We start from the raw sequence: 14,054 nt of genomic DNA, 5'->3' as shown, positions 1-14,054 counted from the left end.
GAATCAAGTCTTTTTTTGCAGCCTAAAAAAACGGCTTACTTTTTTGAGTGCGGCACTAACAGTATGACGCTGGCGTTCGCGGCGTAGGTAGCGCTCATCCCGCACCCAGTTAAGTTGAATGGCACGACGCCGACCAGAAAAACTTTTGTGTCCGTGCCAAGCATTATCAGCGCAAGCAAAAGCCAGCATCGTTCCTTGTGACGGCGGTGTCTCTGCAAAATAATCTTCAATATCATCAGGTCCGTTGAGTAATCGCAAACGACCACCGTCGGATTCCCACGGACCATTCATATAAATCAATATGGTAATAAGCTTGCCTTTTGAATCTAGATGAATTTTGCCATCGGTGGAACGACACTGACCACGCACAGTAATCATGGTTTCACGATCACCAAGTTCCATACCAAATTTTTCGCCTATTAAAGTCGCCAAGCGCGCCCCTCGTAATTCCTCCAACAAACCTGAAAAAGCATCACCACAGTGCAACGTAGCCGCGGGAAAAGAACCCGGTGATTGAATGTCAGGAAAATCGCGGTTAACCACATCCTTCTGTGCCGCTGCAATAAAACCTGGAACAATGAGATGCGGAAAAGGAGATTTTTGCACCGAAGTTTGCTGCAAAACATCCCAATCTATAGCGCTGACGACGGCGTTCATATGAAAATAATTATATCATCCGCGTTGGCACCACTCATGATAGCGGCGCAAAACAAAGTCAGCCGCACGCGCAGTTTCGTTGAATGCGGGCGAACTCCATTCATCAAACCGTTTTTCCCATAAGCGGGCATAACCATTATCAATAAGCAGGTGATGAAACCGATGAAATTTAGCGGCAGTGACGCATATAAATTTTTTCCGCAGCGGAAAAATATAAGTCGGCTTGCCCGCGGTGCAAGCTTCACTAAGCATGTTAACTGAGTCACCGGTCACTACAAAACGGTCGGCAACGGCCAACATGTCGGTATAAGGATTGTCACCGTTGCCGTTGAAAAAAAAATGCTTGCTACCAGCAAAAGCCGTATCAAAAATTGCGGTGTTTTGTTTTCCGGTACGACGGGAAACACTCACCAACAACCCGCTGTCGCCAGCTGTTTCTTTAATTTCTGCCGCCAGTTGTCGGCAATCTTCTGGAGTAAAATTAAAAGCGCGGTTGCTGCCGCCAATAAGTACAGCGGTACGCGGCTCTGGCACTGCCGCAAATATTTTTTCGGCAGCGTGGCGACGATGTACCAGAGTATTAGCACAAAAACCGCCAACGGAACCAATAATCGGCAGCACATTGTCACCAGTTAAATTGTCATGTAATCCGCAGACAACAGCGTCAAAAGCGTTAGCCTTCGGTGGACGCTGGATGTACACAGTAAAGGCGCCATGTCGGCGTTTAGCCGCTAATGCCGGAACAACAGCAGCACGACCGCAGGCAATCACTACGTCGGGTCTATCCTTATCGGGCAACGACGCTGATAAAAACAACCGCGGCCACAATCGAGACGAAACCGTTATTGTGGTTATTGCCGTTTGTGGATGGCGGGCGGCAATGGCATTGCCAAGTCCTGCCGTTTGTGCGCGAAAACCAGCACCACCGCTGTCCATCAGCCATATGCGCACAGCGAAAGTGCTATTTATCGGCGGTACGGGTCAGGAGAGTCAACTCGGCAGTTAGCGTTCAACTTAGAATTCTGGTTGCCGTGTGCTGACACTCCGCCGGCACCTTTGAGAAAGCATGTCAAATACATTTAATTAGAAAACCCCACGAGCTGGTGGTTTTTTGTTTGCTTTCGGTTAGCTGGTTAATCTGCATAGAAGATTTTTCCGAACTGGTTCATAACTATAACATGGCACTACGGTTGCGTACGTAGTCACGAATTTGTCTCCATAATTGATTTTAATAACGCTCCATTGAGTTGTATGACTGATGGTTGCGACAACACCTCCCGTCCACCTTGTTGTTTACAGTGCCAGTCGCCGAATATCACTCAATAACTCAGAATAATACATGATAAAGCGAGCACCATCAGCACCATCTATAACCCGGTGATCATATGACAATGACAATGGTAGCATCAAGCGCGGTACAAACGCCTTGCCGTCCCAATGCGGGCGTGTGGCGGCGCGTGACACCCCCAAAATTGCTACCTCTGGCAAATTCAGTATCGGAGTAAAAAACAAACCACCAATACCACCCAGTGACGAAATGGTAAAACAACCGCCTTGCATTTCTTCAGCTTTAATTTTTCCTTCACGGGCACGAGCGCTGATTTCTGCCAACTCACGGGCAATATCAGCGAGCCCTTTTTTATCAGCATTGCGCAACACCGGCACCAGCAAACCGCTGGGAGTGTCTACCGCCACGCCAATATTGAAATATTTTTTGTACACCAAACATTTTTCATCTTCGTGCAGAGAAGCGTTGAAATGCGGGAATTGTTTAAGTGCCATGACTGCCGCGCGAATAAAAAAGGCCAGCGGTGTCATACGATAGCCCTCTTTTTTTGCTTCCTCGGCAAGCGATTGGCGGAAATCTTCCATGTCGGTAATGTCGGCTTCAATAAACTGTGTTACGTGCGGCGCAACTACCCAATTACGGTGCAGATAGCTGGAGGATAACTGGCGAATACGCGACAGTGGGTGCAACTCAATATCGCCAAATTGCGAGAAATCAATCGGTGGCACTTTAGGTAAGCCGCGACCACTGCTTTCGTCACCACTTTTTAGTACTGCTTTTACGTAAGCTTGTACATCACTTTTGAGAATACGCCCACGCGGACCGCTGCCTTTAATTTTACTCAAATCCGCGCTCAACTCACGCGCAAAACGGCGAACAGAAGGGCTGGCGTGAGGCTTACTGCTGATTGCAGGCTCCACTACCGGCGGTAGAGGCGCATTGCGCAATTCCGGAACAGGCCCCGATGGTGCCGGTGATATGGGCGGCTCTTCAGCTACTTGCAGAGCAATAATAGGCGCATCGGTGACGGTAACGCGAGCAATTAAGTCACCCATGTTGATCTTGATTCCGGTTTTAACTAGCACTTCTTGCACTATGCCAGCAAAAGGCGCCGGCACCTCCATGGTTGCTTTGTCCGATTCTAAGGTAAGCAACGGAGCCTCTGCGACAATGGCATCGCCCGGCTGCACTAATACTTCAATAATCGCTACATCATTAAAATCACCAATATCCGGCACTCGCACTTCCATTACTTCTCCTGATGTTGATGCGGCGGGCGGCGGCGATACAGGAACTACAGACTCCCCCACGGGACTTTTCGTTTCCGAGCTTGACGTGGCAGCATCTTCCAAATCAACAATGTGGGAGCCCATACTAACTTTGTCACCTGCTTTCACATGCACAGCGGCAATTCGCCCAGCAACTGGAGACGGCACCTCCATAGTAGCTTTGTCCGATTCCAAGGTAAGCAGTGAGGTTTCAACAGCAACGGTATCGCCCGGTTGCACTAACACTTCAATAACGGCTATATCTTGAAAATCGCCGATGTCGGGAACAGTTATTTTCATTTTTTATGATTTTACTAACTTTCAAGATAAAAAACGTAGCCAATAAATTTTTCTGCGCACAGACACTGTAACAGAAACGATGTTATTTAAGCTGCAAAATATTTTAATGCGATTATCTTTAATATCTAAAATTGAAACAGATTTTTTATATTATAGACAGCTATGGCAGTTAACAAATACAACACCTTACTGGATATTCAAAAACAGCTAAAAACTGCGCCATAAGGCAAGAAGCAATAATACAAAACATCGTCACTTTTTACTTTATATTTGAGTCAACATAATTTTTATGCCACGTTGAAAACGTGTATATTTATTTTTTCTCCTAATCAAAAAAATCAAATATCAATGATAAGCAATATCGGCAAGCAAAATTAAAATGAACGCCCATAATTTTTTATCTCTGCAACGGCTGTTTGCCGTTATAGCTCTGTTCACCGTTACGATAGGAGGTCACGCCGACGGACGTATCATAGGAACAAAAAATTACGATATTCCTAATTGGTTTAAAGACAGTTTTTTGGACATTAACGAAGACTCCGCTGAAGCAGCACTAGCAGGACGTCATTTGTTGGTATTTTTTCATCTAAAAGATTGTCCTTATTGTGCCAAAATGCTAGAAGACTCATTTGCTGATGGTGCCGCCAATCAAATTTTTAGCCGCTCTCATTTTGACATCGTGGACATTAACATTCGTGGTGCTCGAGAAGTGACTATCAACGGCAATACCATGACTGAAAAAAAGTACGCCCGTTATGCAAACGTACAATACACTCCTACTTTGTTATTTATGGCCGCCAACGGCAATACCGTACTGGAAATTAACGGCTACCGTTCGCCGCCGGCACTAAGGCAAGCGCTAGAATACGTCCACAACGGCGCCTACAAAACCATGTCCTATAACGATTACCGTGTACGCGACACAAGCGAACCGGTGTACCATTTACGTGATGACCCACTCTTTACCAAAAACGATGATTTATCTGTCCGTCATCATCCGCTCATGGTATTAGTAGAAGATAATAATTGTCATGGCTGTAACTGGCTACACGATAATATTTTGAATCTTGTTGACGTGCGAGAACAGATGCAACAACTAACGGTGGCGCGGGTGGATGCGTTATCGGATGCGCCACTCATCACACCATCAGGAAAAAAGACGACGGCCCGACAATTTGCAGCAGATTTAAATTTACATTACCGCCCTGGCGTTGTTTTTTTTGATGAAATGGGTGCGGAAATTTTTCGTATCACTGGTTTGTTAAATCATTATCATTTCCGCGAGGCGGTACGCTACGTGACCATCGGCGGGCGCAAAGCTTACCCAACTTATAGCGCTTATCTACGCGAACGTCGCCGCGAATTATTGGAAGCCGGTGAAAACGTAGATTATTCTATCCCCAACTAATCAATATTTTATTTCGTTTATTACGAAGCACTATTTTGAAAACATAGATTTTTAATGTAAAACAAGATAACAATCCATATTTTGGAAAAACAGTGTCTTCAAAATAACTCGCCATTAATTAGTTAATCAGAAAAGAAAAATCAACGGCCTGCACATTTTTAGTAAGCGCGCCGACAGAAATTCGATGCACGCCCGTAGCAGCTATAGCGGCAAGTTTATCTTCTGTGACATTGCCAGAAGCTTCCAGTTCGGCTTGTCCACTACACCGCTGCACGGCATCTTTCAGCAACGGCAAAGAAAAATTATCTAACAACACACGGCGCGCACCCGCCGCTAAGGCGATGTCCAAATCAGCAAGCGAACGAACTTCAATTTGAATATTTTTTATATCCGTCAGCGTGCACGCTTTTGTCAGCGCCGCTTTTATGCCGCCTGCCGCAGCGATATGATTTTCTTTGATGAGAATTTCGTCAAACAAGCCCATGCGATGATTAGTACCACTGCCTACTCGCACCGCATATTTTTGTGCCACCCGTAGGCCGGGCAATGTTTTTCGGGTATCGGTAATGACAACATCGCCCACAAGCGCCTGCCAGCGATGAGTGAGAGTTGCTGTCGCTGACAACGTTTGAACAAAATTAAGCGCACTACGTTCCGCCGCTAGCAAGGCACGAATTTGTGCCTGCACTTCGCACACAACGATATCCGATGACAGCTGCTCCCCGTCTTGTAGCCGCCAGTCAAAAATGGCTTTATCATCTAATTGACAAAAACACGCCTCAAACCACGACTGCCCGCAAAACACGGCTTCTTGGCGGGCATAAAGCACACCACAACGCCGCTCATTCTCCAGTGCCAACGGAGCGCTAATATCACCGCTACCCACATCTTCTTTCAATGCCGCCACCACATCTACTGTGACTTGTTCGCTCAAAGAAATATCAAAAGCCCCCATTTTCAATATGCCGTCGCAACGCCGCATACACTTTTTGAAAAACCGCACCCGGTTTTCCACTCCCAATAGCGACTCCGTCTAATTCTGTCACCGGTAGCACTTCGCGAGTAGAAGACGTAATCCAAACTTCGGGCGCTACCGCCAATTCAGCGCGCGTGACGTCTCGCTCCACTACCTCAATATCCAGACTGCGCGCAATCTCCAGTACAACGTCGCGAGTAATACCGCGCAAAATACGTTCATCAGCAACCGGTGTGACAACATGATTTTTATCTTGTACGACAATAATATTACAGGCGGCCGCTTCAGTGACTACACCGTCGCGCACAAATATTGTTTCTTCATAACCGCCAGCAGTCGCTTCTTCAGAGACAAGCACAGCACCCAACAACGATATGGATTTAATATCACCGCGCTGCCAACGAAAATCTTTTTCACTTCTGCAACAAACGCCGTTTTGAATTTTTTCCGCTGCTACCGGCGCTAGCGGCGTGGCCATCATAAACACCGTAGGCGAAGGAGCAGGGCGGGGAAAAAAGTGTTTTCTTGTTGCCGCTGCACCACGGGTAATCTGGATATACAATGCTAGATAGTCGCTGTCAGCACGGGAAATAAGCTCTTGTACGGACTGCTCTAATAACTCCGTTTTGGCTTCAATTCCGGTTTTTTTTAAGCTCCGCGCCAGCCGCTCCATGTGCCGCTCCCAGTAAAACGGCTTGCCCGCATATACGGGCACCACTTCATACACACCATCACCAAAAAGAAAACCGCGATCTAAAACCGATACTCGTGCGTCTTTCAGATGCTCAATTTCACCATTCAGATAACACAAAGTCATGATCTTTATCCCCTGAAAAATAACTTTTGGCAATATCAGCCCACCGTTTGAACCGTCCTACCGCTGCCACATCTGTTACCGCCGCCACAGTGACGGTACCCACCACCGCATTATCCACACTAATTTCAATAAAGCCCACCACCATGTCTTTATTGATAGGAGCAATTAGCGGAGTAACCGGATGAAATAAAGCTTTCACTTTCTGCCCACGCTCTATGGTCATTAGTACCGGAACGGTCGGCTTTGCTGTAACCATTTTCTCAACTCCCTCTGCCACAGGTAATTTGCGCGTTTTTTTGTCGTCAAAAGGGCGCTCTTGTTTGAAATGGTTGAATCCATATGCTAACAACTTGCTGCTGGCAATTTCACGCTTACGGATGGATGCAGTTTTCATTACCACTGAAATTAAGCGCTGTCCGTTGCGCACTGCAGATGCTGCCAGACAATAACCGGCCGCCTTGGTATAACCGGTTTTAACGCCGTCAGCGCCAGCAAAACTATCAAGCAGTCCGTTGCGATTTTCTTGGCGAATGTTGTTGTAGGTGTACTCCGGCTCGGCGTACATTTTATAAAAGTCCGGAAAATCCAACACAGTGCGACGCACCAGCAATGCCATATCTCGTGCAGAAGAATAATGCTGCTCGTCCGGCAAACCCGTAGCGTTGACAAAATGACTATTTTTCAACTCTAACTTTTCCGCCTGCTCATTCATCCACTGTGCGAAAGCAGCTTCATCACCGACAAGCGATTCTGCCAAGGCAATGGAAGCATCATTACCAGATTGAATAATGATACCTCTCAATAATTCTTCAATGCGCACATCAGTGTCTACCTCTAAAAACATCTTTGAACCCGCAACACTTTGTGCCCAAGCATTACGTGATACTCGTACCTGTTGCTGCAATTCGGCACGTCCTTCGGAAATTGCCTTAAAGCCCGCATACGCGGTCATGATTTTGGTTAAGGACGCTGGTGGCAACCGCAAGTCGGGATTTTTTTCGGCCAGCACAACTCCCGTATCGGCATCCATTAAGATATACGATTCCGATTCAATTTCTGGCAATGGCGGTGCCGCAGCTGCTGGAAATGACAAACACAATAATAGGGTAATTAATTTTTTACGAATCATTTATAGTTTTCCATCTAGTATGGGAGTTAACGGTAAGTTGACCAAATAATAAGAGGTGCATTTTAACATTGTGTTTGGTAGCGCAGGAATGTGATCGATAGATTAGCGAGAAAACGACTTAATCAACGGCATGTTGCAATAGGCCTCTAAAATTCGTAACTGCATTATCTTTTTATCTTTTCACTCGTTTATTTAACATTATCTGTGGCATTTTCTGATGTCACACACAACGTCTTTAATGTGCAATATCCCAATTTTTACCAGCGCTAATACTCACTTTCAATGGTACGCGCAGTTCAACAACACCGCACATAATTGATGGTAGTTTTTCTAACACTTCATCCACTTCTGTCTTTGGCGCTTCCAGCACCAATTCATCGTGCACTTGCAAAATTATGCGCGTTTGCATATTGTTGCCGTGCAACCACTGGTGGGTTGCTAACATCGCAAGTTTGATAATGTCAGCAGCACTGCCTTGCATGGGAGCGTTGATGGCGGCACGCTCCGCCGCCTGCCTGTCAACGCCGGCAAGTGTCGGAATACGGCGACCAAACAAAGTTTCTACAAAGCCTTGTTCCATCGCGCAGGCACGAGTTTGCGCCATAAATTTTGCTACTTGCGGATAACGGCTGAAATAACGGTCTATGTAGTGTTGAGCCTGCTCGCGTGTAGCATCTATGCTGCGCGACAAACCAAATGCCGACATGCCATAGATGAGCCCAAAATTAATTGCTTTGGCAGCGCGCCGCTGCTCACCGCTAACCGCATTTTCGGCAATGCCAAAAATTTCCGCTGCCGTGCGCCGATGAATGTCAGCATCAGCGGCAAACGCATCAATTAATGCGGCATCATTGGCGATATGCGCCATGATTCGCAATTCAATTTGTGAATAATCAGCGCTAATGATGAGTGCGCCCGGCGATGCCACAAATGCCTGACGGATACGCCGCCCCTCTGCTGTGCGAATGGGAATATTTTGCAGATTAGGTGTTGAGGAAGATACTCGTCCGGTAATCACCCAAGTCTGATTGAAATCGGTATGTACTCGTTTAGTATTTGGATTAATCATGCGCGGTAGTTTTTCGGCATATGTGCCGGTAAGTTTGGCCAGCCCGCGATATTCCAGCACAATCCGCGCCAACGGATAATCCGCCGCTAATTTTTCCAACGTCACTTGGTTGGTGGAACGCGCCTTACCGCCCGTGGTTTTACGCAAAGGCAAAGCCTTAAGTTTGTCGAACAACAACGTCTCTAGTTGACGCGGTGAATTAAGGTTGAATGGTTCGCCGGCAGCACGATGCGCTTCTGTTTCTAATTCTTTCATGCGCGCCCGCATAGCGTTGGCAAAATTGTTGAGCGCCGCCTCATCAAGCCGCACACCAGCACGCTCTACCTCCATCAGCACGCCGATGAGTGGCCGGTCAATATTTTTATACACATCCGCTTGGTTGCCGGTTAAGCCGTCAATAATTGGCTTACGTAATTTCCAAGTGACTTCGGCATCTTCGGCGGCATAGCGGCTGGCAGTTTCAATATCGGTTTGGGAAAAATGCTTAAGTGTTTTGCCATCCACTACATCACGGTAACTAACGGTTTTAATATCCAAGTAATGAGCAGCCAGTGCGTCCATATTCGTTGCCTTGTCCGGCGATAGCACATAAGCGGCAACTTTGGTGTCTTCCACCACGCCACACACTTGCAAATTGTAATTAGCCAAAACATGCAAATCGTACTTTGCGTTGTGAAAAATTTTTACTGTGTTTTTGTCTTCAAGTAACGGTTTTAATATTGCCAGTGTCGTTTTAATGGCCAATTGCGTGCTGTCGCTTCCCAGCTCAACACGATGCGCCAGCGGCACATACGCGGCACGGTTATCGTCCAATGCCAGCGAAAACCCCACCAATGTGGCCTGCATAACTGGTGAGCCATCAGTTTCGGTATCTAATGCTACAGCCCGATTGCGACGTGCCGCATCTACCCATGCTTGCAATTCGGTAATTGTCGTAATTGTTTTCACAACGGCACGAGCACTAAGTGTTGTCGTTTCCGTCAGCGCCGCAAAGTGGCGAAATTCATATTGTGTACACAATTCCCGCCAACGTGTCGCGTCAGGAGGGCGTGGTGATAGAGAATCGGCTCGGCTCGGTAACGGCACATCAGTCTTGAGCGTGACTAACCGTCGTGCCAAATCCAATGTGCCATCAGTAATAGCCGTTCGCAGATTATCACCAACAACACCTTTAATTTCATCAGCGTGGGAGATAAGATTATCCAGTGAACTATAGATGTTAAGCCACTTAGCCGCCGTTTTGGCGCCGACCTTGGTAACGCCACGAATGTTGTCCGATGAATCGCCCGTGAGCGCCAAATAATCGGCCATTTGCTCTGGCAATACGCCAAATTTCTCCCGCACACCATCACTATCGTACGACTTATCTTTGAATCCGTCAAAAAGGCTTACTTTTTCATTTACTAGTTGCATGAGATCTTTGTCGGCGGAAGCGATGACAACTTCCATACCAGCAGCCTGTCCTTGCAAGACAAGGGTAGCAATAACATCATCCGCTTCTACACCGGTTTCGCACAGCAGCGGCCAACCCAGCGCCGCAATAAAATGTTTGGATGGTTCTATTTGCGTTCGCAAATCAGGATTGAGCGGCGGCCGATTAGCTTTGTAATCACTGCTCATCTTGTGGCGAAACGTTTTGCCCGCCGCATCCATGACACAAGCAACGCGCTGCGCCGGCCAATCTCGCTGCAATTTATCCAGCATGTTCACCAAGCCGTAAATGGCACCGGTTGGCACGCCTTCTTTGGTACGAAAGTCTCCCATGGCGTGAAATGCACGAAATAAATAGCCCGTGGCATCAACAATGAGCAGGCGCATGAGCGAATTATGCCCGCTTTCATGCGAAAAAAAATTCATCGTACCATCACAAGTTATTCGGTATCTGGTAACGAAAGATACCTTTTGTACGTCCGGTAAAATACAAACAGGACTACGACATACAGGATGCCGCAGAGAAACCGTAGTCGATTACCGCGACTACCTTTACGAGTGACGGACGATCAAACTCATACGGAAAATTAGTGCGCCGCCCATTCCACAGTGTCAAGATCAATACCTTCTTTGTGCATTTCCCACAATGGTGACAAATCACGCAACCGCTGAATTTTGTCGTGCAACAAATCAATCAAAAAATCCACTTCTTCTTCGGTGGTAAAACGTCCGATAGTAAAGCGAATAGATGAATGGGCAAGTTCGTCGTTTCGCCCCAACGCCCGCAACACGTAAGACGGCTCTAGAGATGCTGAAGTGCAGGCAGAACCACTGGAAACGGCTACGTCTTTAATTGCCATAATCAATGATTCTCCTTCAACAAAATTAAATGATACGTTGAGATTGTGTGCAACCCGATGTTCCAGATCACCATTGACATAAATTTCTTCCATGCTTTCCACGCCCTGCAACAGCTTATTACGCAACGCCAACACACGGGCGTTTTCGGCCTCAAATTCTTCTTCTGCCAAACGAAAAGCCTCGCCCATGCCCACTAGTTGATGTGTTGGCAAAGTGCCAGAACGCATGCCACGCTCATGACCGCCGCCGTGTATTTGCGCTACTAAACGTACTCGCGGTTTGCGCCGCACGTACAGCGCGCCGACACCTTTAGGACCGTACACTTTGTGCGCACACAGTGATAATAAATCAATATTGGCGTCATTGACATTCATTTTAATTTTGCCCGGAGCTTGCGCCGCATCCACGTGAAAAACAATACCTCGTTCACGACAAATTTTTCCGATTTCGGCGATAGGCTGAATAACACCGATTTCATTGTTCACCCACATAACGGAAATAAGAGTAGTATCTTCTCGAATCACCGCTTTAAGTTTATTTAAATCTAACAGGCCGTTTGTCTCCGGCTCTAGGTAAGTCGCCTCAAACCCTTCCCGCTCTAGTTCGCGTACCGTGTCCAGCACCGCCTTATGTTCGGTTTTTAATGTAATAACGTGTTTGCCTTTTTTGTGATTGAAATGAGCACTCCCCTTAATAGCAAGATTGTTAGATTCGGTTGCTCCTGAAGTCCAAACAATTTCTCGTGAATCAGCGCCGATAAGCGTGGCGACCTGTTTGCGAGCGGTTTCAACGGCTTCTTCGGCTTCCCAACCAAAAGCATGTGACCGAGAGGCTGGATTACCAAAATTTCCTTCGGTTGTAAGGCATTGCATCATTTTTTCGGCAACACGAGAATCAACAGGCGTAGTCGCAGAATAATCAAAATAAATAGGGGTTTTCATGTTTTATACTCCAGTACGGTGGAATTTACGGCAGAAAATAATCATATCACATTCACCATCCATAAGCGTGTTTTGCCCGCCAAATTAAACGGTTTTGCTAACCGCCCATGCGTCATGCGCCGGCAACGACCATTTGACCAATGGCAAATTGCATTCCGTCAACGAAATTTCACCCAAGGGTGCTTCCAACCATTGTTCCATGTTTTGCTGCGCCACCAACCAATCCACGTCCAATAAGGCAAACCACGCTGTATCACGATTTTTGCCTTTGACGACAGTACATTGACGAAACACACCTTCAAAAGCCAATCCCAATCGCAACGCTGCCTGTCGTGAGCGCACATTAAGTGCGTTACATTTCCATTCCAATCGCCGGTATCCGAGCGCAAAAGCGTTTTTTATCAACAAAAATACCGCTTCGGTATTAGCGCGACCACGCTGGCGTGCCGTGGCGTGCCATATGTGCCCGATTTCTATGCTGCGCGCCGCCGGCTGAATGCGCAAGTAACTTACTATTCCCGCCACTTGCTCATCATCATGATGACGTACCGCATAAAACATCGGGTCTTTACCGCTGGACAGCTCCACATAATGACACCGCATCTCTTTGGCGCTAGCAAAAGAACCATACGGCAAAAAATACCACACCTTTTCGCGAGTGACATCACCGTGTGACACGTCGTACAAACGTTCAAATAACGCACCATCATTGGTCAGAGGCTCAAGCGTGATGTATTTTCCCCTTAGTATGGTAGGTGCGGGAGCGGATGGCGGCGGCGACGTAACAACGACACTGTTGAGTTGATATGTCATTCTAGAAAAAAGCCCTCTCTCTCCGCACGAATGAGAGAAACATGCACAGTAAAAGCATTTTTTTCATAATACAAAAGTCCATAATGAAAAGAAGACGGCGATGCTTGGCAAACAAGACTTTATATCATGCGCGGCACAGTTGATGCAAAGCACCCACCGCAAAGCGGGTACAATGCGTTGCCTGTTTATGCCATACTAGTAATGACACATTTTCTTGCAATATTATTTCCCAATCGCCATGTTACGACTGTTGGATTATCTATCACTTGCTCGCTTTGACAAACCGATTGGCTCACTGCTACTACTGTGGCCGACTCTGTGGGGACTATGGCTCGCGGCAGAAGGCTGGCCAGGCTCACGCTGGCTGGTGATTTTTGTTACCGGCGTCTTCGCCATGCGCGCCTTTGGTTGCGCCGTCAACGACATTGTTGACCGAAAACTGGATGCGCAAGTGGCGCGTACCCGCACTCGACCATTGGCAGCAAGGCGTATTAGCGTAGCGGAAGCAGCAATGGTCGCCGCATTTTTTTTACTCATCGCGGCGGCGTTATTTTTACAATTACCCGCTATTGCTCAATTGTGGGCTCTGGCTGGACTAGCACTGGCGGCGGCGTATCCGCTGGCCAAACGAATATTTGCTGTGCCGCAAATGGTCTTGGGTGCGGCTTTTAGTTTCGGCATCCCCATCGCTTATGCCGCCGTGCGTGGAGAATCACCACCACTGCAAGCGTGGCTGTTTGTGGTCGCTAATTGGCTTTGGGTACTCGCTTATGACACCATTTACGCTATGTGTGACCGCGACGATGACATTAAAGCCGGGGCCAAGAGTAGCGCGGTATGGCTAGATAACAATGATGTCACGGCAATAAGTTTATTGTATGCAGCGGCGGTGCTGTGGCTGTCCTTTCTTGGTGTCTGGTATGTGCTGGGTACGGCTTATCAAGTGGCGTTAATCGCTGCCATGTCGTTGGTTTTTCGCTTTTGGCAGTTATATCGTACCCGCCAACCCGCTGCTTGCTTGTCAGCTTTTCGCGCCAATCATTGGTTTGGTGCTTTTGTTTTTGCTGGGTTAGCGGCGGCTTTTGCATAATTATTC

Annotated in this window: 11 protein-coding genes; 2 read left to right on the top strand and 9 right to left on the bottom strand. The window is 47.2% G+C overall.

Annotated features, from left to right (window positions below; translation table 11 throughout):
- Window positions 1-3 precede the first annotated feature (3 nt).
- From NQX30_00840 to NQX30_00830, 3 genes are all read right to left on the bottom strand, one after another.
- Entirely contained in the window at window positions 4-657 is a 654-nt protein-coding gene (locus tag NQX30_00840) for a 2OG-Fe(II) oxygenase (GenBank protein MDM5146935.1), read from the bottom strand.
- 15 nt (window positions 658-672) lie between these two features.
- Window positions 673-1,608 (bottom strand): mitochondrial fission ELM1 family protein, encoded by a 936-nt coding sequence (locus tag NQX30_00835; GenBank protein ID MDM5146934.1) that lies wholly within the window; start codon window positions 1,606-1,608, stop codon window positions 673-675.
- A 342-nt stretch (window positions 1,609-1,950) separates the two neighbouring features.
- Complete coding sequence (locus NQX30_00830; GenBank protein MDM5146933.1) at window positions 1,951-3,513, bottom strand: dihydrolipoyllysine-residue acetyltransferase; 1,563 nt, start codon at window positions 3,511-3,513, stop codon at window positions 1,951-1,953.
- 379 nt (window positions 3,514-3,892) lie between these two features.
- Between NQX30_00830 and NQX30_00825 the strand changes: the two genes are divergently transcribed.
- Window positions 3,893-4,921, top strand: a complete 1,029-nt coding sequence (locus NQX30_00825) for a thioredoxin fold domain-containing protein (protein ID MDM5146932.1) — start codon at window positions 3,893-3,895, stop codon at window positions 4,919-4,921.
- A 118-nt stretch (window positions 4,922-5,039) separates the two neighbouring features.
- Here the strand turns inward: NQX30_00825 and nadC are convergent, their stop codons facing one another.
- From nadC to NQX30_00795, 6 genes are all read right to left on the bottom strand, one after another.
- Entirely contained in the window at window positions 5,040-5,876 is an 837-nt protein-coding gene (gene nadC, locus NQX30_00820) for a carboxylating nicotinate-nucleotide diphosphorylase (GenBank protein MDM5146931.1), read from the bottom strand.
- Window positions 5,863-6,714 (bottom strand): aminotransferase class IV, encoded by an 852-nt coding sequence (locus NQX30_00815; GenBank protein ID MDM5146930.1) that lies wholly within the window; start codon window positions 6,712-6,714, stop codon window positions 5,863-5,865. The genes nadC and NQX30_00815 overlap by 14 nt, the downstream gene beginning before the upstream one ends.
- Window positions 6,689-7,843 (bottom strand): D-alanyl-D-alanine carboxypeptidase, encoded by a 1,155-nt coding sequence (locus NQX30_00810; protein ID MDM5146929.1) that lies wholly within the window; start codon window positions 7,841-7,843, stop codon window positions 6,689-6,691. The genes NQX30_00815 and NQX30_00810 overlap by 26 nt, the downstream gene beginning before the upstream one ends.
- A gap of 235 nt (window positions 7,844-8,078) precedes the next feature.
- Window positions 8,079-10,730, bottom strand: a complete 2,652-nt coding sequence (gene polA / locus NQX30_00805; GenBank protein MDM5146928.1) for a DNA polymerase I — start codon at window positions 10,728-10,730, stop codon at window positions 8,079-8,081.
- A gap of 200 nt (window positions 10,731-10,930) precedes the next feature.
- Window positions 10,931-12,145: an IscS subfamily cysteine desulfurase gene (locus tag NQX30_00800; protein ID MDM5146927.1), complete on the bottom strand. Its 1,215-nt coding sequence runs from the start codon at window positions 12,143-12,145 to the stop codon at window positions 10,931-10,933.
- A gap of 84 nt (window positions 12,146-12,229) precedes the next feature.
- On the bottom strand, window positions 12,230-12,958 hold the full coding sequence (locus NQX30_00795; protein MDM5146926.1) for a GNAT family N-acetyltransferase: 729 nt from the start codon (window positions 12,956-12,958) through the stop codon (window positions 12,230-12,232).
- 238 nt (window positions 12,959-13,196) lie between these two features.
- Between NQX30_00795 and ubiA the strand changes: the two genes are divergently transcribed.
- Entirely contained in the window at window positions 13,197-14,048 is an 852-nt protein-coding gene (gene ubiA, locus NQX30_00790; GenBank protein ID MDM5146925.1) for a 4-hydroxybenzoate octaprenyltransferase, read from the top strand.
- Window positions 14,049-14,054 lie beyond the last annotated feature (6 nt).

Source organism: Candidatus Persebacteraceae bacterium Df01, from assembly GCA_030386295.1.
GTDB lineage: Bacteria > Pseudomonadota > Gammaproteobacteria > Tethybacterales > Persebacteraceae > Doriopsillibacter > Doriopsillibacter californiensis.
Note: the sequence above shows the minus strand (reverse complement) of the source record. Positions and strands in the feature narration are given on the sequence as shown.